Below are 24,657 nucleotides of genomic sequence, written 5' to 3' on the forward strand. Positions count from 1 at the left end.
TTCCGCCCCTTTGAGAGCATATTCTGCCCCAAAGGAGATACACCATGGCACCACGACCATCCGAAGAATTCAAACGCGACGCAGTGCGGATCGCACTGACCAGCGGGCTGACCCGCCGACAGGCGTCCTCCGATCTTGGGGTTGGTATGTCCACCCTGTGCAAGTGGATCAGAACCTATCGTGACGCGGACGTTGTTTCGAAAGAGGATCAGGAACTGGCCAATGAGAACGAGCGCCTTCGCCGGGAAAACCGCCTTCTACGTGAGGAGAGGGAGCTGCTAAAAAAAGCAACAATCTTCTTTGCGGACCAAAGCAAATGAGGTTTTCATTTGTTGAAAAGCACCGCAATAGCATTCCCACAGAGCGACTTTGCCGGATTGTGGATGTCACCCCACGTGGCTACCGAGCCTGGCGCAAACGCCCTGCCTGCCAGCGTCAACGTGGGGATATGGTTCTGTTGGCCCACATCCGGGAGCAGCACCGCCTGAGTTTGCAGAGCTACGGCCGACCGAGAATGGTCGAAGAACTGAAAGAGCTTGGTCTGGATATTGGTCACCGCCGTGTCGGCCGATTGATGCGCCAGAACGGCATATCTGTTGTCAGAACCCGTAAGTACAAGGCCACAACGGACAGCAATCACAAGTTCAACATCACGCCAAACCTGCTGAACCGGAACTTCTCAGCAGATCGACCCAATCAAAAATGGGTTGTTGATATCAGCTACATCTGGACCCGCGAGGGCTGGCTCTATCTGGCCGTGGTTCTGGACCTGTACTCCAGGCGCGTGGTCGGTTGGGCTGTCAGCAACCGGATGAAGCGCGATCTGGCCATACGGGCGCTGAACATGGCCATAACCCTGCGCAGGCCGCCCAAAGGATGCATCCATCATTCTGATAGGGGCAGCCAATATTGCTCGCAGGATTACCAGAAAATCCTGCGCCGGTATGGCTTCAAGGTATCCATGAGCGGCAAGGGTAATTGCTATGATAACGCCGCAATGGAAACCTTCTTCAAAACCATCAAAGCGGAATTGATCTGGCGGCACTCTTGGCAAACCCGCAGGGCTGCTGAGATCGCCATCTTCGAGTACATTAATGGGTTCTATAATCCCCGCCGGAGACACTCGGCATTAGGCTGGAAAAGTCCCTTGGCTTTTGAAAAGATCGCCGCCTAAATGAGCACAAGGGGCGGAACGAAAGCGGGACAGGTCCAAAACAAGGTATTATCATCCAGTACATTCAACCCGGAAAGCCGCAGCAGAACGCTTACATCGAGCGCTATAATCGCACTGTCAGGCATGAATGGTTGGACCAACATATCATCGAAAACATAGAGGAGGCACAGGACTTTGCCACACAATGGCTATGGACTTACAATAATGACCGCCCGAATATGGGCCTCGGCGGCATCACACCCGCAATGAAACTGAAAATGGCCGCGTAAATTCTACGACCGCCCCCTGTTAAAAATGGGGGGATTACCAAGGGACCCAAATCTAATCGAATTAGTCGATCTTATCATGTTGCAATCACTTGAGACCGAGTAGCGAAAATTTCGTACCGAGAAAGTTTCACAGGCCGCATCCTGATTGGATGGCCAGGTTTAGTAAGAAATTGAAAGGTTACGTCAAGGACGTGAGAAAGTCGTGTTCCATGGTAAAGATCAATTCGAGCATTCCCGCGTCGTCTACAACTTAAATTCTATTCCAGCAGTGATACCAAAACTGGACCCGCTTTCGCTGTTTAGAGATTGGCGAGAGGACATTTCTGCGTAGAATTTTCTGTTTACCCCCCAGTATTTCGATACGCCGACGCCAAATTCTGCCCACGTCCCTAATTCGCCAATTTTCAGGGAAGCATCATTGATAACAACAGTGTTGTTGCTTGAGAAGCCATGGACAATACTCCCCACCGCATAGAGCTTGGTGTTGTTGGGCTGGTCAAAGTATTCGTAAGCTAGCCCCAATCGGCCTCGCTTTGATTGGATGTTTTCCATTGAAACCGAATTGCCGCTAAGGTCAGTAAAAGTGCCACCATCAAGTCGTGTCCAGTTGATCTGAGCATGAGGAACAATTGCACTGGAAGAAGATAGAGTGATCCTTTTCCCGAATTCGGCACTGAGCCCAACTCCATAACCCTTTTCATTTTCCGCCAGATCGGTGCCGTCTGCCGAGAAATTGATTTCGAGGAAGCTGAATTGTAATTGTCCGTCAGCGTACCACCCATCATTCCCAAACCAGGTTGCCGTTGCACCTAGTGCCAAGCTCTTTGCATCACTGGTGGAGTTAGGCGTCGTGCTGCCAACTGTTCCAACTTGTCCCGTGAGACCTAATACCCAAGTTCCATTTTGACCGTCGGGAACAACATAGTCATAACCGGCCTGAAAGCCGCTTATATTGGCGTCGACGGCAGTCCCATTTGTGCTGGAACCTAATTCCGATTCAAATTTATTAGCAAACACACGCCCCCAAGAACCACCGACCAAGCTTTTCCCTTCGTCAGACGCAGCCAAATTTCTCGCTTGGCCTCGACGCTGTTCCAACGTGGGCATGTATAAGAGTTCCCCCAATGCAATTGGTGCAGTCTCATATGCCTCCCCCACCGCGTTAAGCTGGCCACTCAGTGCCCATTCACCGCTCGCTAAGGCCAAGTCATAAGAATAGATACCGGCAACCAAGGGACCACCTGCCAGAACAAAGTCACTTGCATTTGTAGTGCCAGTAACCGTTACAACCGTCAGTTCACTTCCTATGGCTGGATTGTCCGTGGTCAGGCTATTTAGTGACACAGTAGTAACCCCAGAGGTGGAGCCATTTACCAAGAGGGAATCTCCTGTGTTTGTGGCGTAATTGACATCCAGATTCAGCTGCCCTCCACCCGACATATTCCCATTGACCGTAATTGTATCTCCGGTCGCGCCATTTAGCATCGAGGCAGTTCCCGAGTTGGAGAAGGGACCATTTACGACGGTCGACCCGGACGCATTAAACGTGGAGCTATTTGTAAGTCCTCCGAAAATGGCACTCGCGGATGTAACCGTTCCGTTGTTGGTAACCGTGCCTGCGATCGTGCCATTGTTGGTCAGAAATGCGCCTGCGTTTACGACTGCGCCACCGGTTAGGGATTGATCAATTTGCAAATGACCAGAAGACACTGTTGTTGCTCCGGAGTAAGTATTTACACCGGACAATATCAAGTTGCCGGACCCTTGCTTGGTTAGGCCACCGCTGCCGGAAATAACCCCCGATATTGTGTCATTCCCGGCATCTCCAGTTGTCAGCGTTGAGTTCAGTGTCACTCCGCCTGCGCCATTCAGCGCGCCGACGGTTTCCGCCGTGGACACTAGCAATGTGCCTGCGTTGGCAATCTCACCCATGTCGACAATCGCAGACCCGCCTGACAGTTCTAGCGTTCCTGCACTAACGGTCGTTGTGCCGGTGTAGTCATTTGTCCCTGATAGTGTGAGCGTCCCGGCGCCAGCCTTTGTCAGTCCGCCAGCACCCGTGATATTCCCAGAAATCGTGTCATCTCCGGCGTCTCCGGTGGTCAGTGTTGCGCTCAGCGTTACCGCGCCCGCGCCATTCAGCGCGCCGACGGTTTCCGCCGTACTGACCAGCAGCGTGCCCGCATTGGCAATCTCACCTGTGTCCGCAATTGCGGATCCGCCGGACAGCTCCAGTGTGCCGCTCGTGATCGTTGTGGTCCCGGAATAGGTGTTCGCGCCCGACAGAACTTGGGTATCCTCACCGACGTTAATAGTCAGGCCGCCAGTCCCGGATATTGCCCCACTATAGGTTGCCGTCTCACCTGTTGCGTCCGCATCGCCATCAAGTGTCAGTAAAGATCCACCGTTGGTGATATCTCCAGCGCCGCTCAGGGCCCCGGCTGATAGGGCAGCGGTCAAGGTGAAGGTTCCGCTGTTCTGGGTCACTGTCCCGGAAATTACGCCTGCCGCATTCACAGTGCCAAGTGTATTGGTCACATCTCCGGTGATGGTATCGGATGTGGTCAGGGTGCTGGTTGCTGTTGTGTTCGATACATTCGCGGTGACTGTCCCAGCGTTTGACAATGTAGCGCCAGTGCCATTGGTAATGTTGGCAGCCGTCAACTGCGACCCAGCACCTACATTGATACCCGTTGCAGCGGTGCTGTTGTTGGTAATGGTTTCTCCGGTGGCATCCAGATGCGAACCGGCGTTGGACACATCAATCGTTCCAGTGCCCTGGGTAACAATGGTGCCTGTGCCCCCAACCGTCGTAGTGACGGTTCCCCCACCAGTCACGTTCAGTGCGCCGTCAATGGTAATCCCTTCGGCCCCGGCGCCGTCGGTATTGACAGACAGGGTTCCGGCCCCGGCATAGGTGGCGCTGCCCGCGGCCAAGATATTGATGTCATTGGCGTCTGTCAGTGTGGCTCCGGCCCCTGCTGCTGTGGCGACGGCTATATTCATAGTATTGCCGGTACCCTGCAGAGTTGCACCATCACCAATGATGGCCGTTCCGGAATTCAAGTTGATGGTAGCAGCTGACACTGTCTGATTATTCGCCACGGTAAAAGTGCCGGAACTGCCATGGGTCAGCGTGCCCGTTGTGGTAAATCCAGAGGTGGCAGTGAAATTCGCAGCCCCCCCGGTGACAACATTATAATCAACACTGCCGCTGAAGTTTTGGTCGCCAGTACGCTCTTCGGTCAGGGTGCCGCCAGTTGCCACATTGATGTCAACGGTACCAGCTTCGGTATGGCCGTCCTGATAAGTGACATTTGTTGCGTTGAACGTCAGGCCTGTGGCACCGGTAACTGTGCCTGCGCTGGTGAATGTCGTGACCCCGCCAACCACGATAGCTGCACCCGACTCATTATTCAGCGATGCGCCGCTGTTATTTGTGACAGTCCCACCCAGTGTCATGCTGCCGGTGAAATTTGTTGTTGCGCTGTTGTTGATGCTTCCGGACCAATCGGCCAGATTCACTATGCCGGATGTGTTGGTCAGTGTTCCGGTTGCGGTGTTGGCTGTGCCGGTAAGTGTCAGCGTACCGCCATTGTTGGTCAGGTTGGCAGCCCCTGCAACCACACCAGCCACGGTTCCACCGCCGGTTATCGTCAGTGTTCCGCCATTCAGCGTGACCTCAGCATCCGCATCACTTGTATTCAAAGTAGTGATGCTGTTATCACGCTCATTGCGAAATTCGCCGCCGAGCCCTGCGCCCGTGTTTATGGTCAGATCTGTGCCGGTGGCCAGTGTACCAGTCTCCGCAATCAAAATAGGTTTCGCCGTTGTACTCGCGTCCCCAATGGTCACAGTTGTAGAAGCAATTGAAGATCCCGCCGCCAGCGATAGCGTTCGTTGGCGCACTAAAGTGCTACCGGTATAGGTATTTGTACCTTCCAGTGTGGCCGTCCCCGAACCCGATTTTACGAGAGACCCGCTGCCGGTGAGATCCGCACTGACCGTTGCATACCATATATCAGCAGTGCCGGAAAACTCCACGGTGCCATTGCTGAGCTCGGTCGTGCCCACGCCGTTTACAACAAGGGTTGTTGTGGCGACCGTATTGCCACCCAGATCAAGCGTTACTTGGCTGCCTACGGGGTCGATATCATCCTGAAGCCAAATAGATGACAACGGATCGTCAAAAGCGCCCACCCCCAAAACCACGCCACCTTCTGCAACTTTAAATCTGCCGGTAATATTGGTGGTTCCGGAAATGGTAAGTGTGCCGGTGCCGACCTTATTTAGTCCGGCACCTGTCAGGGTCGATGAAATGGTCGTCGCACCAGAGCCACCGTCAATGGTTGCGCCCCCGACCGCCAGTGTGCCGCCGGTTACCGTGTAACCACCGGTGTCAAACGTCATTCCTGTTGTTGTCTGTGTGCCCGAAACGGTAATTGTACCTGCCGTGCCGCCGAACACGGCATCACCGCTGGCCCAGGACTGGTTGGTTGTACCAACGGCATCATCGGTCCAATTGGTTGTTGCGCCATCCCAAGTCCCGCTGCCGCCAGTGGGAGCCCCGTTGCCAGAGGTCGTATCCGTACCATCCCAATACTGCTGCGCCTGCGCCTCTGGCGCCATCACAGACAGAACCGCAATCAATGCAGTTGTGCCAAGCAGAAACCTAATACCATTTTGATACTGGCGGAGTTCCAGAAGGTCGGAAGCTGAAAAACTTGCCGCCTCAACACATGAATGATTGGCCTGCTGTCGAAATGCTGGTCTTTCAGTCATACTCTTCACACCCTATGTCTCAACAATAAAAGATTTTGAAATTTCTTAACGATATCTTAACCATTTGGATGAACCTACAAACAATACTCATTTTTTGCAATAACGCTGTTGACGTCATTCAATTGGTTACTTTCTCACAGTAAAAAATGACCTTGGGAGTGCCTGCACGAAGTATTAAAGTGATGTCCGCGAGCATAGCTGGATTTACGGCCCGTCAATCTGCACAGCGTTAGCTTCAAAACAAGTCAATGATCCTACGGCTGAACCCTCCGTGGGTATTTTTGGTGGCTCGACTGTTTCTTCAATGATATAGGGATGTGCAATCATGGCTTTCATGTTGCAGTAGAAGTATCTCTGGTGTTTGCTCCGCAAAATGCATGCGGGAAGGCAAATAGTGGCAATTGTAATTCGGCCAGTGGCGCTGCTTTTTTTATTCTCTCCATTTCTGCTCAACCCTGCTGTAATTGCCCAAAGCGTGCAGGCAATTCCGAGCCAGCTTTCCGAAACATAAGGAAGTTGGATCGCCAAATGTCAGAGCCAAGCAGTGATCCTCGTCCCTAAAACCGGACAGTTTCACTATTGACCCTATGCGGCCATTTTCATGGTTGTATCTTCAAATGCCTGCAGGGGCGTTTTGTATTGGATACCGGAGTGGCGGCGTTGGCGATTGTAGAAGACCTCAATCTCAAGCCTCCACGTCTTCAGCTGTGTACCGGTGATACCAAGCTCGCTCGACACGCTACCCTGCGTCGCTCCTGGCTCGTAAAGCCGTTCAGCTGCCGCAGCCTTATAATCGTCCGTATATTTCCGTCGCTGTTGACCCATTTGGTGCCCCTTTCATGGACCGGGGTAAAGTCCCCCAATGTCCGGGAACAAGGACGAGGTTCACGCCAGCTACCACACTGAATTCACAACATGAATCCCCCACCAGATTTGTGCAACAGAGCCAACAGCAAGAGTAAGCCATCTAGATGTTTAGTAACACTCGGCCGTCCGTTGTTTTATTCAATGCGCTTGTTACGCCCACCCGAGTTGTTTCAGAGAGTGACCATCATTCCAGACCTTGGTCATGTGTTTGATTTTCCCACCATCAAAATCCATAACGTAAACATAGTCGGCAGAGATAGACTTTCCTGTTGGCGCACCTGTCCCGGCATCAACGGTATGCGTTCCGTGGAACACTGCTGCAGCCGTTACATTGCCTCGCTCATCATCCACGGCAAAGGACTTTAGCTCGTAGTGGCCATCTGGAATGGGAGTAAGCAAACCTTTCATCCAATCGGTATAACCCTCAAGCGTTGATACGTCAGCAAGGGCATCTGCCTGCGCAGAGAAGGTTGCATCATCATGGCTCCATTGCTTGCAGGTGTCCCACCCTTTCCCGGTTTCACAAGCATCAAAAAAGTCCCATGCGGTTTGCCTAATTGTCATGATGTCCTCCGTTTCGAACGAGCCGTCGATGTGCGACTTGTTCGAGTTAAGATAGTTCACTTGCACCGGATCGCCATACAGACTGGCTGACTGGCTTTTTTTCGAGTTTTTAGCCCCCATAACTGGCAAAAGGGAAGACATGCATATGAGCATCTGCCAAGTCCAAGTTTTTGGATCTCGATTTAATCCGCGTTCCTGAGCAGTACCTCCATCTCGTCGAAGCAAATCGGCCAGAAATCGGAAAGAAATCCGACTGCTTCCAGCTCTGAAATCTCGGAACGATTGCCATTGGCGTCATGGGCCAGGCCGATTGTGTAGCGAAAGTCGGTTCCGGTTTTGGTCGGTTTCAGGTGATACGTCTCAGGCATGCTGATGCCCTCCCGCCCTGGATCGTGGATACGGGTGGAAAAATACTCAAAGGGCTCCCAATCGGTGACCCAATAGCGAAAATCCGCTGCCTTGTGCGCACAGTGATAGCCCGAACCGGCGCCAATTCGGCCTTTCGGGCGCTCAACCGTCACTGAAATCATACCATCCATCCAGCGTTGTTTCAGTTCCGGCGCGGTCAGGGCGTCCCATATCGCGACTTGCGGCAGTTCAAAGTGGCGATGATAGGTCCAGACGCCATCCTTCTCTTGCAAGAAGAAATGTTCGCGCCCTGCACGAAAACTCTGCCAGGCTTTGGCCAGATCATAGACCTGCATCGCGACCTCGCCGAAGTACTCGAAAGGTTGGGAATAGGGCACCAGCGCGACCTCGATCCCCATGGCATTCACGGCAGCGTCACTGAACAGCGCGTAACTGCGGATACCAGTGACAGTGCTGACATCGGTCTTTGTCATCCGGTGTACCAGAATGACGTCCGCACCTGAGATGTCCTTCATCGGGCCAACGTGCATTTCGTCGAAGTCTCCGTGATGGGCAATGATTTTAAGGTCCAGTGCGTTCACATTGGCGCAGGCCTGACAGGTACAAGTGGTGTTGGCTATGATGTTTTGCCGACGCGTCGCAAAAGCGTTGTAGAGGTTCTCACATGTGGCGAGAAAGGTCTCGCCGGACGGAAATCCCTGTTGTGTCGAATAGGCCAGCACCGCGTCGCCTTCCATTTTCCAGAAATGCAGCGGTTCGCCGACCTGTTCGACCATAACGCTAAGCAGCGATTGCAGGATCGGATTCGCGTGCTCAAGTTCAGAGGATGTCAGGAACTGGGTGTAGCCGGAGATATCCGCGATCAGTAAATAGCCCTTGTGTGTTGTCATCAGATTGCCTCCCTAAGCGATTGCTGTGTTGCGGATGAAGACAGGGTCCTGCCTGAGGAAATGAACTGGACTGAATTGAAGGAAAAGCCATCAAATGGTGACGGAGCGAGGCTATTTTCGTCGAGTTCAAATCGCTCACGGCCAAGCCTTGTGCCGCATAATCACTTTATCCGTCTTGCATCTCGTGGCCGCCTTATCGCGCTATGCGACTGGCTGCCTGTATTGCTGACCTTTCGATAAAACTGGCCAGATCACTCGCGCTGGCTTGTTGGCCATGGCAATCGTCGCAAGTCTAAACGGCTTTTGAGCGAGAATATTCGCAGTCCAACGGTCTGCACGCTCAGGATGGTTCCTTGCTTGCAACGCGCGCGATGTCATCCCGACAACCAGTAGCTTTCGAAGGTATCTGTCGCCCGTTTCCGAGCCTCTCTTTGCCGCCACTGGATTTGTTGAGTGGGGTCAAGCCGAGCCATGCGGCGAGATCACGCCCGGTTCTGAACTGGCTCCCGTCTCCAATTGTCGCCACCATCGCTGAGGCCGTGATTGGACCGATACCCGGTATTTTAGTGAGACGTCGGCAGTTTGCATCCAGCAAAGCGTGTTGCTTGATGAGCCGGGTGTATCCTTCGATCCGCGCATTGAGCCCCAAAAGTTGATAGCACAGCATTCCCAGAATACCGTTGGCTAGCTCGGGCATGTCCAATTGATCCCCATCCATATGGCTTTGGGAAAAGCGATTCACAGCTTCTACGCCTGTCGGCAGTACATGCCCAAACTCCCGCAGGACGCTACGGATCATATTTACGACTTGCGTTTTCTGCCGGACCACGAGGTCGCGGGAGCGATGCACTGCAAGGAATGCCTGTTGGTCCGTCCACTTTATCTCGACAAACCGCATCGAAGGCCGCCGAACTGCCTCGCATATCGCCTCGGCATCGGCCGCGTCAGTCTTGCCCGCTCTTTGCTCGCCCCGTTGCCCACCCACCGTACGCTCCCCGTCACCCAAGCCTTGACTTTTGCGCGATAATCTCGTATAAGTTGCATTGCAGTTGGAAGACATCAGGACAGCCTCGGAGTAATTCCCGTCGGCTGTTTTTGCGTCTGTCATGCGGATCGCATGAGGAAACCCAAGTCATGGTGCAAAACCCCCTGACTCCGCAAATTGAAAAAACCGCCGACCTGCTCCGGTCGCTGCAGGATTCCATTCTGCGGCTGCGCCACGAGGCCGAGGCCCTGCGCGAGCAGCTGGAGGCGGACCAAGAGGTGGGCGGCGACATCTCAAAACCACAACTCGCCAAGCTTGAGGGGCTTATCCGGGACTGCCAGAAAGTGGAGAAAACCCTTGTCGCACAAAGCAGCCAATTTGCATCCCTCGCCGAAACGGGCCCCTGCCTTGACCTCGATGCCCTGCGCGCCGATCTGCGCTGCCGACTTGCTACCCTTCGTGCCTGCTGTGATGAGCGAGATGTTTCTGCAGGAACTGCCGGATGAGCTGCTGATCGCGCTGCCCTATCTGTTCGACCACTGGGCGCTGCCGCATCAGCGTCCCCCCCGGCGGCGACTGGCGCTCTTGGATCATTCTGGGCGGGCGCGGCGCCGGTAAGACCCGCGCCGGGGCGGAATGGGTGCGCGCGCAGGTCGAAGGCAGCCTGCCGATGGATGCAGGTGCAGCCCGTCGCGTGGCGCTGCTGGGGGAGACCTATGATCAGGTGCGCGATGTGATGATCATGGGCGACAGCGGCATTCTGGCCTGCTCGCCCCCCGATCGTCGTCCCAGCTGGAAGGCAACTGAGCGCAAGCTGATCTGGCCCAATGGTGCCACCGCGCAGGCGTTCTCGGCGCATGACCCGGAGGCGCTGCGCGGGCCGCAGTTTGATGCCGCCTGGGCGGATGAGCTGGCCAAGTGGAAAAAGGCGCGCTCCAGCTGGGACATGTTGCAGTTTGCCCTGCGGCTGGGGCCGGACCCGCGGATCTGTGTCACCACCACGCCGCGCAATGTGCCGGTGCTGCGCGATATCCTTGGTCTGTCGTCCACCGTGCAGAGCCACGCCCCGACCGAGGCCAACCGTGCCAATCTGGCGCCCTCGTTTCTGAGCGAGGTGCGCAGGCGCTATGCCGGCACCCGGTTGGGACAGCAGGAGTTGGACGGGCTGTTGCTGTCGGATATCGAGGGCGCGCTCTGGTCCGGCAAAATGCTGCAGGCAGTGCTGCGGGAGCAGGCCCCGGAGATGGACCGCATTGTTGTCGCGGTTGATCCGGCGGTCAGCGCTGGCAAAGACTCGGATGCCTGCGGCATTGTGGTGGTGGGGGCCAGCCTGCAGGGGCCGCCGCAGGACTGGCGCGCCTATGTGCTGGCGGATCGCACGGTGCAGGGGGTTGGGCCACTGGCCTGGGCCCAGGCGGCAATTGCCGCGATGCAGGACTACGGCGCCGACCGCTTGGTGGCCGAGGTCAACCAGGGCGGCGCATTGGTCGAGACGGTCCTGCGCCAGGTGGACCCGCTGGTGCCCTACAAGCCGCTGCACGCCAGTCGCGGTAAATCTGCCCGCGCCGAGCCGGTGGCGGCACTGTATGAACAGGGCCGGGTCTACCACCTGCCGGGTCTGGCGGCATTGGAGCAGCAGATGGCCCAGATGACCCCGCAGGGCTATCACGGCAGCGGCTCGCCAGATCGGCTGGATGCTTTGGTCTGGGCGCTGCACGACTTGATCATTCAGCCCGCATCGCTGGTGCTGAGGCCTCGGCTGCGGGCGCTGTAACCTTGACCGTCTGCTGCATTGGCAGGCGGTCAATTTGAGTATTTTCAGCAAAAAGAAGCCTGGGCGGCGGTGGGTGTTGCGCAGGGAGCGGGCGGGCTGCACCGGGAATCTTCAGGCGCTTGCGGGATAAGGGGTCACAGCAAGGGGGCAACAGTGTCCCAGAGGCGAAAATGAGGAATGGTCATGGTCTTTGACGTGTTGCGGCGCAAACAACCCCCTATCGAGCAGAAGGCCAGCGCCGTTGCTCGCGTGGTGTCCTGGCAAGCTGCGGGGCGGGCGGCCTGGAGCCCGCGCGACAGTCAATCACTGATCCGCAGCGGATTCATCGGAAATCCGGTTGGCTTTCGTTGCGTCAAACTGATCGCCGAGGCCGCCGCGGCGCTGCCGCTGGTGTTGCAGGATCAGGTGCAACGTTTTGAGCAGCATCCACTGCTGGGGCTGCTGGCGCGACCGAATATGGCGCAGGGTCGGGCGGAACTGCTTGAGGCGCTGTTTGGCCAATTGCTGCTGACCGGCAATGCCTATGTCGAGGCGGTGGCGGGTGACCAGGGGCTGCCGCTGGAGCTGCATGTTCTGCGTTCGGAGCGCATGTCTGTGGTGCCTGGGACCGATGGCTGGCCGCTGGGCTATGACTATAAGGTGGCGGGTCGCAAGCATCACTTTGCGGCGGTCACTGGCCGCGTTGCGATATGTCATATCAAGAGTTTTCACCCGCAGGATGATCATTATGGCCTGTCGCCGCTACAGGCGGCGGCGATGGCTGTGGATGTGCATAATAGCGCCTCGCGCTGGTCCAAGGCGTTGCTGGACAATGCTGCGCGCCCCTCAGGGGCACTGGTCTGGAAGGGCAGCGACGGCCAGGGGGTGATGGGGGACGATCAGTTCCGCCGGTTGAGCGATGAGATAGAAGCGAATTTTCAGGGCGCGCGCAATGCTGGCCGGCCGATGGTGCTGGAAGGTGGCCTGGACTGGAAACCGATGGGGTTTTCGCCCAGTGATATGGAGTTTCAGCAGACCAAGGAGGCGGCGCGTGAAATCGCCCTGGCATTTGGGGTGCCACCGATGCTGTTGGGCATCCAGGGAGATGCCACCTACGCCAACTACCAGGAGGCCAATCGCGCCTTTTACCGGCTCACCGTGGTGCCGCTGGTTGCCCGCGTGGCGGCGGCGCTGATGGACTGGCTGTCGGGATTTGACGGCGCGATGCTGACGCTGAAGCCGGATCTGGATCAGGTGGCCGCGCTGTCGACTGAGCGCGATGCGCAATGGGCGCGGGTGGCCAAGGCTGAGTTCCTGAGCCGCAGTGAAAAGCGCAGCCTGTTGGGGTTGCCGCCCGAGGATGGAGGGCCGGGCGATGGGTGATGGATTTCCGCCTGCCTTTGACTGCGCCCCCGGGTTGCGTCTGGCGGCGCATGAGCGGCTGATGCAGCTGCAACAGGAGCATCTGAACCGGCGGCTGGACCGGTTGGAACAGATGATGGAGCGCTTGGATCGGCGTTTGTGGTTCACCGTCTACGGCGTTGTCGCGGTCATTCTGGGGCAAACAGTTCGGTCGTTGATGTTGTTTCAATAGTTTTTATTAACATCATGTTAGAGGAGGTTTCTCATGCAAATTGAAACCCATCTGGAACATAAATTCATGGCCACTAAATCGGGGTTGAGCCTGACCGAGGGCCAGGTGATCGAAGGCTATGCCAGCCGGTTTGGCGAGGTCGATCAATGTGGCGATGTGGTGCTGCCGGGGGCCTATGCCGCCTCGCTGGCGGCGCTGGCGGCGCGGGGCAGCAAGGTCAAGATGCTGTGGCAACATGATCCGGCACAGCCCATCGGGATCTGGGACGAGGTCCGCGAAGACAGTCACGGGCTCTGGGTCAAGGGACGTTTGCTGCTGGAAACCCGCCGTGGCGGCGAGGCCGCAGCGCTGATTGCCGCTGGTGCCATCGACGGGCTGTCGATTGGCTATCGCACCAAATGCGCCAGCAAGGGCGACAACGGCGAGCGCCGCCTGAGTGAGGTGGAGCTGTGGGAGGTGTCGCTGGTGACATTTCCGATGCTGCCGACGGCGCGGGTGACGGGCAAAGGGGCACAGGATCCGGTCGCCGCGGCGCTGCGCGATATGGCGGACGTTCTGACTCAGGCCCGCAGTGAAATCGCAAAGCGCTGATCCGGGCACGACATCAATCATGAGGACACTCAGATGAGCAACAACATACCGACCTCTGCCACTGCAGATGCAGCCCCCTTGATCCAGGATATAACCCAATCAATGGTTGGATTTGTGGAAGAATTCAAAGGGTTCCGGGATGACATTAAGGCTAAACTGAAACTGACCGAAGAGCGAGTAACCATGCTGGATCGAAAAACTCTAATCGCGGCGCGTCCGCAGTTGTCTGCCGCCAACGACGCTGGCGCACCGCATCAAAAGGCCTTTATGACCTATCTGCGATCCGGTGATGACGACGGGCTGCGGGGCTTGCAGATGGAGGGGAAATCCCTGTCCTCGGCGGTGAACAGCGACGGCGGTTATCTGGTTGATCCGGTGACCTCCGAGACGGTGACATCGGTGTTGCAGGCGACCGCCTCAATCCGCTCAATTGCCGCTGTGGTCACCGTCGAGGCGACCTCGTACGATGTGCTGATCGACCATACCGATGTGGGAGCGGGCTGGGCCACGGAAACCGATCCCACCGCCGAGACTGGCACTCCGGTGATCGACCGGATCAGCATTCCTCTGCATGAGCTGAGCGCGCTGCCCAAGGCCTCGCAACGGCTGCTGGACGACAGTGCCTTTGATATCGAGTCCTGGCTGGCCGGGCGCATTGCCGACAGGTTCTCACGGGCCGAGGCGGCGGCGTTTCTGAACGGTGATGGCATCGACAAACCGACCGGCATTTTGACTCACGGAGTGGTTGCGAATGACAGTTGGAGCTGGGGCAATATCGGCTATGTCGCCACCGGCAGCGATGGCGGTATTGGCAGCGGTGACGCCATTGTCGATCTGGTTTATGCGCTGGGTGCTGAATATCGCGCCAATGGTGTTTTTGTAATGAATTCAAAAACTGCCGGGCTTATCCGCAAGTTGAAAGATGGCGATGGACGCTTCCTGTGGTCCGATGGTCTGGCGGCGGGTGAACCGGCGCGGTTGATGGGCTATCCGGTGCTGGTGGCCGAGGACATGCCCGGGGTCGCCAGTGACAGTTTCTCGATTGCCTTTGGGGATTTCACGGTGGGCTATACCATCGCCGAACGCCCCGACCTGCGGGTGCTGCGCGATCCCTTTAGCGCCAAGCCACATGTGCTGTTTTATGCCACCAAACGTGTTGGCGGCGATGTCAGCGATTTTGCAGCCATCAAGCTGCTGAAATTCGGCCTGACCTAACTGGTCTGACCGATGACGCGGCCGGCAACCCGGCGGCGTCGGCAGGCGCGTGTCCCATATCCTTGTGTCGTCCAGCTGCTCCCCTCCGTCCGAGCGGCACAGGATGATGCGCGCCTGCTACATCCAATCTGTCCCAAGCGGACGCAAGTTTCCGGAGTAATGTGATGATGTTGACCGAACAGACGCCGGTGCCCGAGGCCGCGCTGCCGCTGGCGCCGTTCAAGGCACATTTACGGCTGGGAACCGGGTTTGGTGAAGACAGCCTGCAGGACGAAGTGCTGATCAGCTTTCTGCGTGCTTCCATTGCGGCAATCGAGGCGCGCACCGGTAAGGTGCTGATGTCGCGCCAGTTTGACCTGAATATGCATCAATGGAGTGACCCTTCGGCGCAGGCGCTGCCCTTGGTGCCTGTCACCGCGATTGCCACTGTGGTGTTGATCGATGCCGCAGGCGGCGAAGAGATTATTTCGCCAAATCGCTATCAGCTGATCCAGGACAGCCAGCATCCGCAGCTTTGCCCTGCGGGCAGCCTGCTGCCGACGGTGGTGTCCGGTGGTGCGCTGCGCATCACATTGACCGCCGGCATGGCTGCCGATTGGGGCGATCTGCCCGCTGATCTGGCGCAGGCGGTTCTGATGCTGGCGGCGCATTATTATCACTACCGCGATGACACCGGGCTGTCGGGCGGCTGCATGTCCTTTGGCGTCACCAGCCTGATCGAACGCTACCGCGTTGTGCGGCTTGGCCTGGGGCGGCTGCAATGAGGGTGCCGGTTCTATCCCGCAAACTGACCCTGGAGGATCCGACCCGCGCCAGTGATGGCAGTGGCGGTCATGTTGAAACATGGCAGGGATTGGGTGAGATCTGGGCGGAAATTCAATCGCTTACTGGGCGTAGCAAAGTGCAAGGCGGAGTTGATCTGTCGCTGCAACGCTACCGGATCACCGTGCGGGCAACGCCTGTTGGATCTGCCAGCCGACCGCGCCCGGATCAGCGGTTCCGCGAGGGCGCGCGACTGTTCCTGATCCATGCGGTGGCCGAGGCCGACGGTGCTGGCCGTTACCTGATCTGTTTTGTGCAAGAGGAGATCTCGGCATGAGTTACGCCCTGGCTGCGGCGCTGCAAGCGGCGGTGTTCCAGCACCTGAGCAGTGATCCCGATCTGGCTGGTATTGCCATCCATGATGCCTTGCCCACGGGCACTGTGCCACAGACCTATGTGCTGTTGGGGGCTGAGCAGGTGAGTGATCGCTCGGATGTGTCCGGCGGCGGGGCCTCGCATCGGTTTAATGTGTCCATTCATTCGGATAGCGCCGGTTTCTTAACCGCAAAACAGCTCGCGGCAACCCTGTGTGATGGGCTGATCAATGCGCCGCTGATGCTGTCGCGGGGGCATCTGATTGGGCTTTGGTTTGACCGCGCCCGCGCGCGCCGGATGAGCGATGGCAGCCGCAGGATCGAGCTGCGGTTCCGCGCCCGGGTCGAGGACGACTAGTGTCTTTCACCTAAGCCCTCCCGGCTTTCGAGTAAGCGTTTGAAGCACGCTGAAATTATTGGAGAAATCAAAATGACAGCCCAAAACGGCAAAGACCTGTTGGTTAAAGTGGACATGACCGGTGACGGCCAGTTCGAAACCCTTGCGGGGCTGCGTGCCACCCGGGTCAGTTTCAATGCGGAAACGGTGGATGTCACCAGTCTGGAGAGCCAGGGCGGCTGGCGCGAGCTGCTGTCGGGGGCCGGGGTGCGCTCGGCCGCGATCTCGGGCTCGGGGGTGTTTCGCGATGCCGGAACGGATGAGCGCGCCCGGCAATTGTTCTTTGACGGTGAAACTCCGGATTTTCAGGTGATCATCCCGGATTTTGGCATTGTGGCGGGGGCGTTTCAGGTCACCGCGCTGGAATATGCCGGCAGCCACAATGGCGAGGCTACCTATGAGCTGTCGCTGGCCAGTGCCGGCGTGCTGAGCTTTACGGCCGTTTAGGTATGGCCAATCCCTGGACAGGCGAAGTGGCGCTGGTGATCGACGGTAACCCACGGGTCATGAAGCTGACCCTGGGCGCCCTAGCTGAGCTGGAACAGGCGCTGGCCGTGGGGTCGCTGGTTGAGCTGGTGCAACGGTTTGAAAATGGTGGGTTTTCAGCGTTGGATGTGCTGGCGCTGATTGGCGCTGGGCTGCGCGGCGGTGGCACTCCGATGTCGCCCGATGATCTGGCGCAGGCTCAGATCGACGGCGGGCCGATGGCAGCTGCACGGGCGGCAGCAGAACTTCTGGCGCGGGCTTTTATGACCCCTGATCTGCCATGAATACCTTGGACTGGCCCGCGATGATGCGGGCCGGGATGCTGGGGCTGCGACTGTCACCGCGGGATTTCTGGCAACTGACCCCGGCTGAGCTGGGTTTGATGCTGGGCCATGACGCTGGCCAGTCTGCGATGGGGCGCGCAGGGCTGGATGCCTTGATGCGCGCCTATCCCGATAAGACAGGAGACAGTGATGAGTGATAGCGAGGCAATGGGCGATCTTGAGCTGCAAAGCGAGGGACTGGGGGACGCATTGGGAAATGCGGCTGGCATGGCGGCAAGTTTCGACAGCGAGTTGCGCCGGGTCCGCGAAGCATTCGCCGCCACCAGCCGCGACGCCGCGACGCTGGAACGTGGCATGTCCAAGGGGTTGCGGCGGGCCTTTGACGGGGTGGTCTTTGACGGCATGAAACTGTCGGATGCGCTTGAAACTGTCGCCCGATCAATGATCCAGACCACCTATAACACCGCGATCAAACCGGTGACAAACCATGTGGGCGGGGTGCTGGCCGATGGGGTGAGTCAACTGGTCAGCGGCTTGCTGCCCTTTGGTGATGGCGCCGCCTTTTCGCAAGGCAGGGTGATGCCCTTTGCCCGCGGCGGTGTGGTCAGCGGTGCCACCAGTTTCCCCATGCGCGGCGGTACTGGGCTGATGGGCGAGGCTGGCCCCGAGGCGATCCTGCCGCTGGCACGGGGGCCGGATGGATCACTGGGCGTGCGCAGTGGTGGCGGCGCCGGTGCAGTCAAGGTGGTGATGAATGTCACCACCCCGGATGTGCAGAGCTTTGCCCGCAGTCAGGGCCAGATCGCCGCACAGATGAGCCGCGCCTTGGGGCGTGGAAGTCGCAATCGGTGAAACAGACACAAGGGCCGCGCCTGACCTTCCCCCCGGGGAGGTGCAAAGCGCCTTCCCGGGGGGAAGGTCAGGCGCGGCCCGGCTTTGCCGGGCTAAAGAGGCAAAAGGAACAAGTCTATGAATTTCCACGAGGTAAGATTTCCCGCCAGTCTCAGCTTTGGCTCGATCGGCGGCCCCGAGCGGCGCACCGATGTGGTGACGCTGGCCAATGGGTTCGAGGAGCGCAACACCCCCTGGGCCCATTCGCGCAGGCGTTATGACGCCGGGCTGGGGTTGCGCTCGCTGGATGATATCGAAGTGCTGATTGCCTTCTTCGAGGCCCGCCGTGGCCAGATGCACGGCTTTCGCTGGAAGGACTGGTCCGACTATAAATCCGCCCGCGCCTCGTCCGATGTGGCCTTTGGCGATCAGGTGATTGCCACTGGCGATGGCGCCACGGTGCTGTTTCAGCTGTGCAAGACCTATCGCTCCGGCAGTTTCAGCTACCAGCGGCCGATTGCCAAACCCGTTGTCGGATCAGTGCGGGTTGGTATTGAGCAGGATGAGCTGCGCACGGATGTGGATTTCACTCTGGACGATGCTCTGGGGCAGGTGACATTTGCGCATCCTCCGGGTGAGGGCATGACCATCGTTGCGGGTTTTGAGTTTGACGTGCCGGTGCGGTTCGACACCGACCGCATTCTGACCAGCGTCGCCAGCTTTCAGGCGGGGGATGTGCCCAATGTGCCGGTGGTCGAGGTGCGGGTCTGATGGCGGGCCTGTCACCGGGATTTCAGGCGCATGTGCAGGGTGGGCTGACCACCCTGTGCCGGACCTGGGCCATCAGCCGCACCGACGGCGTTGTGCTTGGCTTTACCGATCATGACCAGTCGCTGGCTTTTGACGGCTACAGTTTCAAGGCGGGCACCGGCTTGACCGCGCTGGCGCTGCAACAGAGCACCGGGTTGTCGGTGGACAACAGCGAGGTGATTGGCGGTCTCAGCGATGTCTCGGTGCGCGAGGCAGATATAAACGCCGGGCGGTTTGATGGGGCTGAGGTGCGCTGTTGGCTGGTGAACTGGGCCGATGTCTCGGTGCGCTGGCTGATGTTTCGCGGCTCCGTCGGCCAGCTGCGCCGCGCTGGTGGTGCCTTTCATGCGGAACTGCGGGGCCTGAGCGAGGCGCTGAACCGGCCCTTGGGGCGGGTGTATCAGAAACCCTGCACTGCGGTGCTGGGCGATTACGCCTGCCGCTTTGCGCTGGATACCCCCGGTTACAGTGAACAGCTGCCGGCCGAGCAGGTGGCGCGCGGGCAAGAGTATCGCTGGCAGGATCTGGCGGGGTTTGAGCCGGGCTGGTTTGCCCGTGGCCAGCTTGAGGTGCTGTCAGGTGCGGCGCGGGGGCTGCGCGGGGTGATCAAACAGGACCGCAGCGAGGCCTCGGGCCGGGTGATCGAGCTGTGGCAGCCGATACGGGCCGAGGTGCTGCCGGGGGATATGCTGCGGCTGCAGGCGGGCTGTGACAAACGGATGCAGACCTGTCGGCTGAAGTTCAACAATCTGATCAACAATCAGGGCTTTGCCGATATCCCCGGAGAGGACTGGGTGATGTCGGTGCCCAAGCAAAGTGGTGTCAACACCGGCGGCAGTCGACGATGACGGCGCAGGGGCACAGGGTGGCCGCTTTGGCGCACCATTGGATCGGCACGCCCTATGTGCATCAGGCCGCCTGCCGGGGGGCGGGCAGCGATTGTCTGGGGCTGCTGCGTGGCATCTGGTGTGAGCTGTACGGAGCAGAGCCGGAACTGGTGCCTGCCTATTCGATGGATTGGTCGGAACCCCAGGGTGAGGAACGCCTGTGGCAGGCAGCGCTGCGGCATCTGTTGGTCAAACCGCTGGCTCAGGCGGCGCTGGGCGATGTGATCCTGTTTCGCATGCGCAGTGGTGCGGTGGCCAAGCATCTTGGGGTGCAGTCTAGCGTTGGCGCCATAGCGCAAGGGGCAGATGCAAGGTTTATCCATGCCTACAGCGGTCACGGGGTGGTCGAAAGCCCGCTGAGCGCGCCTTGGCAGCGGCGCATCGTGGCGCGGTTTCAATTTCCTGAGGAGACAGTCTGATGGCAACCATTCTTTTGTCCGCAGCAGGCGCTGCACTGGGGGGATCGGTTGGGGGCACCTTTGCCGGGCTGTCCTCGGTGGTGATTGGCCGGGCAGTGGGGGCGACACTGGGCCGGGCGATTGATGCGCGCCTTTTGGGGTCCGGCTCAGCTGCGGTGGAAACCGGCAAGGTGGAGCGGTTCCGGCTGACCGATGCCAGCGAGGGTGCGCCCATTCCGCAGGTTTACGGGAGGATGCGGGTTGGCGGTCAGGTGATCTGGGCAACACAGTTCCTCGAGAGCAAGACCACCAGTGGCGGCGGCAAGGGTACGCCCGCGCAGCCGCAGACCACCAGCTACAGTTACTCGGTGTCGCTGGCGATTGCGCTCTGCGAGGGAGAGATCACTGCGATGCCCCGGATCTGGGCTGATGGCGAGCAGCTGGTGCTGTCAGATCTCAACATAAGCCTGCATCCCGGCAGCTGGGATCAGCAGCCGGATCCAGTGATGTCGGCCATTGAGGGCGCTGATCAGGTATCCGCCTATCGCGGCACCGCCTATGTGGTGTTTGAGAATCTGCAGCTGGCGCCTTTTGGCAACCGGGTGCCGCAGTTCTCGTTTGAGGTGGTGCGGGCTGAGCAGCCCGACAGTGCCAGTTACCAATCGGATCTGGGACAGTTGATCCGGGGCGTGGCGCTGATGCCGGGCACCGGCGAATATGCGCTGGCCACCACTGCGGTGCATTACGACCACGGGCCGGGACAGGCGCAAGCTGCCAACAGTCATGCGCCCTCGGGGCAGAGTGATTTTATCACCTCGATGGCAGCGCTGGGCGAGGAACTGCCCGCCTGTGATGCGGCCTCGCTGATTGTGTCGTGGTTTGGCAATGATCTGCGCTGTGGTGACTGTAGCCTGCGGCCTAAGGTGGAACAGGCCGACACTGAGGGTGCCAATATGCCCTGGAGCGTGTCCGGCCAGACCCGCAGTGCTGCGCTAGCCGTGGCACAGGAAGACGACCGGCCGCTCTATGGTGGCACCCCTGCGGATGCCTCGGTGGTGGAGGCGATCCGGCATATGCGCGATCAGGGACGGCGGGTGATGTTCTACCCGTTTATCCTGATGGACCAGCAGGCGGGAAATGGGCTGGCTGATCCGTGGAGCGAGGCCAGTGATCAGCCGCATCTGCCCTGGCGGGGGCGGATCACCCTGTCGACTGCTCCGGGGCGGCCCGGATCACCGGATGGCACCGCGCAGGCCGGTGTCGAGGTTGCCAGCTTTGTCGGCACGGTGACGGCGGCGGATTTCACCCTTGGCGATGGCGCGGTGAGTTATAGCGGTCCCGATGAGTGGACGCTGTCGCGGTTCATCCTGCATTACGCGGCGCTCTGCGCGGCAGCGGGAGGGGTCAGCGCCTTTTGCATCGGCTCGGAACTGCGCGGGTTGAGCCAGATCCGGGGCGCCAGCGGCTTTCCCACCGTTCAGGCGCTGATTGCGCTGGCAGCACAGGTGCGCATCCTGCTGGGGGCAGAGACCAAGATCAGCTATGCGGCCGACTGGTCCGAGTATTTTGGCTATAATACCCCCGAGGGCGACCGGTTGTTTCATCTCGACCCGCTATGGGCGGATGACAATATTGATTTCATCGGTATCGACAATTACATGCCGCTGTCGGATTGGCGCGAGGGTGAGGACCATCTGGACGCACAGGCCGGTGTGCCCAGCATCTATGACCCGGCCTATCTGGACGCCAATGTGCAGGGCGGCGAGGGCTATGACTGGTACTACCACTCTCCCGAGGGCGAGGCGGCGCAGATCCGCAGTACGATTGAAGACACAGTCCACGGTGAACACTGGATCTGGCGCTATAAGGATCTGCGCAAATGGTGGGGTAATGATCACCATGAGCGCATCAACGGGGTGCGGCAGGCGATAGCCACGCCATGGGAGCCGCAGAGCAAGCCGATCTGGTTCACCGAGCTGGGTTGCGCTGCCATCGACAAGGGCAGCAACCAGCCCAACAAGTTTCTCGACCCCAAAAGCTCGGAATCGCAATTGCCCAGGGGCTCAACCGGGTTGCGCGATGACCTGATCCAGATCCAATACCTGCGCACTGTGTTGGGGCACTGGGGGCAGGCGGCTAATAACCCGGTCTCGGATATCTACGGCGCGCCGATGCTGGATATGGGCAATGCCTATGTCTGGGCCTGGGATACCCGCCCCTATCCGGTGTTCCCCAATGCGCTGGAGCTGTGGAGCGATGGCGACAACTACAGCCGTGGCCACTGGCTGAACGGCCGGGTGGGTCAACGCACCCTGGCCTCGGTGGTGGCTGAGATCTGTCAGCGCGCTGGGCTGCAGGCCGAAAGTTACGATGTGTCGCAGCTGCACGGCGTGGTGCGCGGCTATGGGGTGACGGATGTGGGCGAGGCCCGCGCGGCGCTGCAACCGCTGATGCTGCGGCACGGATTTGATGCGATTGAACGCGACGGTGTGTTGCGGTTCCAGCTGCGCAGCGGCTTGGCAGCGGTGGATCTGGACCCGGATCTGCTGGCGATCAGTGACCAGCTGGACGGTGACATCGAGCAGAGCCGCGACAGCGAGGCCGAACTGGCGGGCCGTGTCAGGCTGCGCTTTGTGCTGTCAGGGGGCGATCATCAGGTGATTGCCGAAGAGGCAGTACTGCCGGACCACGCCACCCATGCGGTGAGCCAGACCGAGCTGCCGATGGCGCTGACCCGTACTGAGGGACGTCAGGTGGTTGAACGCTGGCTGACCGAGGCCCGCGTGGCGCGTGATACGGTGAAATTCGCGCTGCCGCCCTCGGCGCTGGCGCTGGGCGCTGGCGATGTGGTGCGGCTGCCGGATGCCAGCGGGAATGGCGTGCTGTACCGGATCGACCAGCTGGAACAGACCGAACTGCAATTGGCCGAGGCGGTGCGGATCGAGCCCGAAGTCTATACCGCCTCAGAGATGGCCGAGGAGCTGCCGGGCCAAAGCGCCTTTGTGGCGCCGGTTCCGGTGCTGCCGCTGTTCATGGACCTGCCGCTGATGGGCGGTGACGAGCAGCCCCATGCACCACATCTGGCCGTCACTGCACAGCCCTGGCCGGGCACCGTGGCGCTGTATTCCTCAGCCTCGGATGATAGCTATGCGCTGGATCAGATCATCGCTGCGGCATCATCTATCGGGGTGACCCAGACCGCGCTGCTGGCTTCCCCGGCAGGGCGCTGGGATCTGGGCAGTGACCTGCAGGTCACGATGATATCCGGCAGCCTGCAAAGCCGCGACTCTGGCGCAGTGCTGAGTGGCGCCAATCTGGTGGCGATTGGCGATGGCAGTCCGGGCAATTGGGAACTGATGCAGTTTCAGGAGGCTGAGCTGATCGCGCCTGACAGCTATCTGCTGCGACGCCGGTTGCGCGGCCAGCTGGGCAGCGATGCGCTGATGCCAGCCATCTGGCCTGCGGGATCTTGGCTGGTGCTGCTGGATGGCGCGGCGGTGCAGCCAGATCTGAGCCCGGTGCAGCGCCGCATCGCGCGTCATTACCGCATTGGCCCGGCCCGGCGCAGCTATGATGATCCGTCTTATGTGCATCTGGTGGCGGGTTTTGACGGCAACGGATTGCGGCCCTATAGCCCGGTGCACCTGTCTCAAAGCGGCGCGCTGGGCGGTGAAGTGGTGATCGGTTGGATCCGCCGCACCCGGATCGAGGGCGATAGCTGGGATCTGCCCGAGGTGGCGCTGGGAGAAGAGGCCGAAGGCTACCGGATCCGGGTTCTGCGTGGCGGAACTCTGCTGGGGGAATATCAGGTGAGCAGCCCGGGCTGGACCTATGGCATCGGTGCGCAACTGGCGGATGGTGCGAGTGCCGGAGATCAGCTCGAGGTGGCGCAGATCTCGGCCCGCTATGGCGCCGGGCTGGCTGGGCGGATCAGTCTCACGTGATGCGACCGGTTCTGCACGGCGATGTGATCTCGGTGGCGCGGGCGCTGTTGCCGCTCAGGGCCGGCAAACGCCGCGCCCGCTGTGCGCAGATCTTGGCACAGGCTGATCTGGCCGAGGCCCATGTGCAGCGATATGGGTGCCTGCACCGCGCCTATGGCAATGGCTCGCTGATGGCGGCGGCGCGGGGCTATCCGCTGGCGGATGAACCAACGTTTGACGATCTGGGCTATTGTCATTGTGTGGTGACGGTGCTGCTGGCGCTGATCAACCACGGTAAAGGTGCCGCATGACAGCAAAACCTCCCGCCCGTCGCCAGGCATCTGCGCGATGCTTGGCTCCCGTTGGGCGTGGCGCTGCGCATCGGCGCAGCGCGGTTGGGTGACCTGCGTAAGGCGATCATCACACCGCTCAAAGAAGGCTCCCTCTTGTCT

At 59.3% G+C, this 24,657-nt stretch carries 23 protein-coding genes and 2 pseudogenes; 20 read left to right on the forward strand and 5 right to left on the reverse strand.

The features are described 5' to 3' along the window. Positions 1-44 precede the first annotated feature (44 nt). Both QPJ95_RS16605 and QPJ95_RS16610 read left to right on the forward strand, forming a co-directional pair. A protein-coding gene (locus QPJ95_RS16605; RefSeq protein ID WP_390922366.1) for an IS3 family transposase occupies positions 45-1,174 on the forward strand; the annotation gives its coding sequence in 2 pieces (ribosomal slippage) (positions 45-288 and positions 288-1,174; 1,131 coding nt in all). A 38-nt stretch (positions 1,175-1,212) separates the two neighbouring features. Beyond that, positions 1,213-1,443: pseudogene (locus QPJ95_RS16610) on the forward strand (integrase core domain-containing protein); the annotation flags it as partial. Between the two features lie 243 nt (positions 1,444-1,686). Here the strand turns inward: QPJ95_RS16610 and QPJ95_RS16615 are convergent. From QPJ95_RS16615 to QPJ95_RS16635, 5 genes are all read right to left on the reverse strand, one after another. Continuing rightward, complete coding sequence (locus QPJ95_RS16615) at positions 1,687-6,225, reverse strand: autotransporter outer membrane beta-barrel domain-containing protein (protein WP_270920831.1); 4,539 nt, start codon at positions 6,223-6,225, stop codon at positions 1,687-1,689. Positions 6,226-6,810: 585 nt separating this feature from the next. Continuing rightward, positions 6,811-7,050, reverse strand: a complete 240-nt coding sequence (locus QPJ95_RS16620; protein ID WP_270920832.1) for a transposase — start codon at positions 7,048-7,050, stop codon at positions 6,811-6,813. A gap of 192 nt (positions 7,051-7,242) precedes the next feature. Next, positions 7,243-7,797 carry an ester cyclase gene (locus QPJ95_RS16625; RefSeq protein WP_270920833.1) on the reverse strand — a complete coding sequence of 185 codons (555 nt, stop codon included), beginning with the start codon at positions 7,795-7,797 and terminating at the stop codon, positions 7,243-7,245. A gap of 41 nt (positions 7,798-7,838) precedes the next feature. Further along, positions 7,839-8,915 carry a DUF2652 domain-containing protein gene (locus tag QPJ95_RS16630; protein WP_270920834.1) on the reverse strand — a complete coding sequence of 359 codons (1,077 nt, stop codon included), beginning with the start codon at positions 8,913-8,915 and terminating at the stop codon, positions 7,839-7,841. 340 nt (positions 8,916-9,255) lie between these two features. Beyond that, positions 9,256-10,023, reverse strand: coding sequence for an IS110 family RNA-guided transposase (locus tag QPJ95_RS16635; protein WP_270920835.1), 768 nt, complete (start codon positions 10,021-10,023; stop codon positions 9,256-9,258). Between the two features lie 26 nt (positions 10,024-10,049). Here QPJ95_RS16635 and QPJ95_RS16640 point away from each other — a divergent pair, with 26 nt between their 5' ends. The 18 genes and pseudogenes from QPJ95_RS16640 (at position 10,050) to QPJ95_RS16725 (ending at position 24,516) form a co-directional block, all read left to right on the forward strand. After that, positions 10,050-10,406 (forward strand): hypothetical protein, encoded by a 357-nt coding sequence (locus QPJ95_RS16640; RefSeq protein ID WP_270920836.1) that lies wholly within the window; start codon positions 10,050-10,052, stop codon positions 10,404-10,406. Next, positions 10,381-11,674: pseudogene (locus QPJ95_RS16645) on the forward strand (DNA-packaging protein). The gene QPJ95_RS16640 and the pseudogene QPJ95_RS16645 overlap by 26 nt, the downstream one beginning before the upstream one ends. Positions 11,675-11,857: 183 nt before the next feature. Then, positions 11,858-13,036 (forward strand): phage portal protein, encoded by a 1,179-nt coding sequence (locus QPJ95_RS16650; protein WP_270920851.1) that lies wholly within the window; start codon positions 11,858-11,860, stop codon positions 13,034-13,036. Continuing rightward, on the forward strand, positions 13,029-13,247 hold the full coding sequence (locus QPJ95_RS16655; RefSeq protein WP_270920837.1) for a GTA head formation protein, RCAP_rcc01685 family: 219 nt from the start codon (positions 13,029-13,031) through the stop codon (positions 13,245-13,247). The genes QPJ95_RS16650 and QPJ95_RS16655 overlap by 8 nt, the downstream gene beginning before the upstream one ends. 33 nt (positions 13,248-13,280) lie before the next feature. Then, positions 13,281-13,838, forward strand: coding sequence for an HK97 family phage prohead protease (locus QPJ95_RS16660; RefSeq protein ID WP_270920838.1), 558 nt, complete (start codon positions 13,281-13,283; stop codon positions 13,836-13,838). Positions 13,839-13,871: 33 nt separating this feature from the next. Then, positions 13,872-15,053 carry a phage major capsid protein gene (locus tag QPJ95_RS16665; RefSeq protein WP_270920839.1) on the forward strand — a complete coding sequence of 394 codons (1,182 nt, stop codon included), beginning with the start codon at positions 13,872-13,874 and terminating at the stop codon, positions 15,051-15,053. A gap of 164 nt (positions 15,054-15,217) precedes the next feature. After that, on the forward strand, positions 15,218-15,817 hold the full coding sequence (locus tag QPJ95_RS16670) for a head-tail connector protein (RefSeq protein WP_270920840.1): 600 nt from the start codon (positions 15,218-15,220) through the stop codon (positions 15,815-15,817). Continuing rightward, positions 15,814-16,152 (forward strand): head-tail adaptor protein, encoded by a 339-nt coding sequence (locus tag QPJ95_RS16675; RefSeq protein ID WP_270920841.1) that lies wholly within the window; start codon positions 15,814-15,816, stop codon positions 16,150-16,152. Before QPJ95_RS16670 ends, QPJ95_RS16675 begins: the two co-directional genes overlap by 4 nt. Further along, positions 16,149-16,547 (forward strand): DUF3168 domain-containing protein, encoded by a 399-nt coding sequence (locus tag QPJ95_RS16680; protein ID WP_270920842.1) that lies wholly within the window; start codon positions 16,149-16,151, stop codon positions 16,545-16,547. Before QPJ95_RS16675 ends, QPJ95_RS16680 begins: the two co-directional genes overlap by 4 nt. 72 nt (positions 16,548-16,619) lie before the next feature. Then, positions 16,620-17,033, forward strand: coding sequence for a phage major tail protein, TP901-1 family (locus QPJ95_RS16685; protein ID WP_270920843.1), 414 nt, complete (start codon positions 16,620-16,622; stop codon positions 17,031-17,033). A gap of 2 nt (positions 17,034-17,035) precedes the next feature. Beyond that, the gene (locus tag QPJ95_RS16690) at positions 17,036-17,356 is read left to right on the forward strand and encodes a gene transfer agent family protein (RefSeq protein WP_270920844.1); all 321 of its coding nucleotides are present in this window, start codon (positions 17,036-17,038) and stop codon (positions 17,354-17,356) included. Continuing rightward, complete coding sequence (locus tag QPJ95_RS16695) at positions 17,353-17,553, forward strand: rcc01693 family protein (protein WP_270920845.1); 201 nt, start codon at positions 17,353-17,355, stop codon at positions 17,551-17,553. The genes QPJ95_RS16690 and QPJ95_RS16695 overlap by 4 nt, the downstream gene beginning before the upstream one ends. Then, positions 17,546-18,208 carry a phage tail tape measure protein gene (locus tag QPJ95_RS16700; RefSeq protein WP_270920846.1) on the forward strand — a complete coding sequence of 221 codons (663 nt, stop codon included), beginning with the start codon at positions 17,546-17,548 and terminating at the stop codon, positions 18,206-18,208. The genes QPJ95_RS16695 and QPJ95_RS16700 overlap by 8 nt, the downstream gene beginning before the upstream one ends. Before the next feature lie 117 nt (positions 18,209-18,325). Beyond that, positions 18,326-18,958, forward strand: coding sequence for a DUF2460 domain-containing protein (locus tag QPJ95_RS16705; protein WP_270920847.1), 633 nt, complete (start codon positions 18,326-18,328; stop codon positions 18,956-18,958). Then, positions 18,958-19,845, forward strand: coding sequence for a DUF2163 domain-containing protein (locus QPJ95_RS16710; protein ID WP_270920848.1), 888 nt, complete (start codon positions 18,958-18,960; stop codon positions 19,843-19,845). The genes QPJ95_RS16705 and QPJ95_RS16710 overlap by 1 nt, the downstream gene beginning before the upstream one ends. Then, complete coding sequence (locus QPJ95_RS16715; protein WP_270920849.1) at positions 19,842-20,303, forward strand: C40 family peptidase; 462 nt, start codon at positions 19,842-19,844, stop codon at positions 20,301-20,303. The genes QPJ95_RS16710 and QPJ95_RS16715 overlap by 4 nt, the downstream gene beginning before the upstream one ends. Next, positions 20,303-24,226, forward strand: a complete 3,924-nt coding sequence (locus QPJ95_RS16720; protein WP_270920850.1) for a baseplate multidomain protein megatron — start codon at positions 20,303-20,305, stop codon at positions 24,224-24,226. The genes QPJ95_RS16715 and QPJ95_RS16720 overlap by 1 nt, the downstream gene beginning before the upstream one ends. Continuing rightward, positions 24,226-24,516 carry a DUF7742 family protein gene (locus QPJ95_RS16725; RefSeq protein WP_270920852.1) on the forward strand — a complete coding sequence of 97 codons (291 nt, stop codon included), beginning with the start codon at positions 24,226-24,228 and terminating at the stop codon, positions 24,514-24,516. The genes QPJ95_RS16720 and QPJ95_RS16725 overlap by 1 nt, the downstream gene beginning before the upstream one ends. The last annotated feature ends 141 nt before the right edge of the window (positions 24,517-24,657 follow it).

The organism is Parasedimentitalea psychrophila (assembly GCF_030285785.1).
Lineage (GTDB): Bacteria > Pseudomonadota > Alphaproteobacteria > Rhodobacterales > Rhodobacteraceae > Parasedimentitalea > Parasedimentitalea psychrophila.

Coding starts and splice junctions, on each gene's coding strand:
- QPJ95_RS16615 (WP_270920831.1), bottom strand. CDS start 6,225: ATGACTGAAAGACCAGCATTTCGACAGCAGGCCAATCATTCATGTGTT.
- QPJ95_RS16620 (WP_270920832.1), bottom strand. CDS start 7,050: ATGGGTCAACAGCGACGGAAATATACGGACGATTATAAGGCTGCGGCA.
- QPJ95_RS16625 (WP_270920833.1), bottom strand. CDS start 7,797: ATGTCTTCCCTTTTGCCAGTTATGGGGGCTAAAAACTCGAAAAAAAGC.
- QPJ95_RS16630 (WP_270920834.1), bottom strand. CDS start 8,915: ATGACAACACACAAGGGCTATTTACTGATCGCGGATATCTCCGGCTAC.
- QPJ95_RS16635 (WP_270920835.1), bottom strand. CDS start 10,023: ATGACAGACGCAAAAACAGCCGACGGGAATTACTCCGAGGCTGTCCTG.
- QPJ95_RS16640 (WP_270920836.1), top strand. CDS start 10,050: ATGGTGCAAAACCCCCTGACTCCGCAAATTGAAAAAACCGCCGACCTG.
- QPJ95_RS16650 (WP_270920851.1), top strand. CDS start 11,858: ATGGTCTTTGACGTGTTGCGGCGCAAACAACCCCCTATCGAGCAGAAG.
- QPJ95_RS16655 (WP_270920837.1), top strand. CDS start 13,029: ATGGGTGATGGATTTCCGCCTGCCTTTGACTGCGCCCCCGGGTTGCGT.
- QPJ95_RS16660 (WP_270920838.1), top strand. CDS start 13,281: ATGCAAATTGAAACCCATCTGGAACATAAATTCATGGCCACTAAATCG.
- QPJ95_RS16665 (WP_270920839.1), top strand. CDS start 13,872: ATGAGCAACAACATACCGACCTCTGCCACTGCAGATGCAGCCCCCTTG.
- QPJ95_RS16670 (WP_270920840.1), top strand. CDS start 15,218: ATGATGTTGACCGAACAGACGCCGGTGCCCGAGGCCGCGCTGCCGCTG.
- QPJ95_RS16675 (WP_270920841.1), top strand. CDS start 15,814: ATGAGGGTGCCGGTTCTATCCCGCAAACTGACCCTGGAGGATCCGACC.
- QPJ95_RS16680 (WP_270920842.1), top strand. CDS start 16,149: ATGAGTTACGCCCTGGCTGCGGCGCTGCAAGCGGCGGTGTTCCAGCAC.
- QPJ95_RS16685 (WP_270920843.1), top strand. CDS start 16,620: ATGACAGCCCAAAACGGCAAAGACCTGTTGGTTAAAGTGGACATGACC.
- QPJ95_RS16690 (WP_270920844.1), top strand. CDS start 17,036: ATGGCCAATCCCTGGACAGGCGAAGTGGCGCTGGTGATCGACGGTAAC.
- QPJ95_RS16695 (WP_270920845.1), top strand. CDS start 17,353: ATGAATACCTTGGACTGGCCCGCGATGATGCGGGCCGGGATGCTGGGG.
- QPJ95_RS16700 (WP_270920846.1), top strand. CDS start 17,546: ATGAGTGATAGCGAGGCAATGGGCGATCTTGAGCTGCAAAGCGAGGGA.
- QPJ95_RS16705 (WP_270920847.1), top strand. CDS start 18,326: ATGAATTTCCACGAGGTAAGATTTCCCGCCAGTCTCAGCTTTGGCTCG.
- QPJ95_RS16710 (WP_270920848.1), top strand. CDS start 18,958: ATGGCGGGCCTGTCACCGGGATTTCAGGCGCATGTGCAGGGTGGGCTG.
- QPJ95_RS16715 (WP_270920849.1), top strand. CDS start 19,842: ATGACGGCGCAGGGGCACAGGGTGGCCGCTTTGGCGCACCATTGGATC.
- QPJ95_RS16720 (WP_270920850.1), top strand. CDS start 20,303: ATGGCAACCATTCTTTTGTCCGCAGCAGGCGCTGCACTGGGGGGATCG.
- QPJ95_RS16725 (WP_270920852.1), top strand. CDS start 24,226: ATGCGACCGGTTCTGCACGGCGATGTGATCTCGGTGGCGCGGGCGCTG.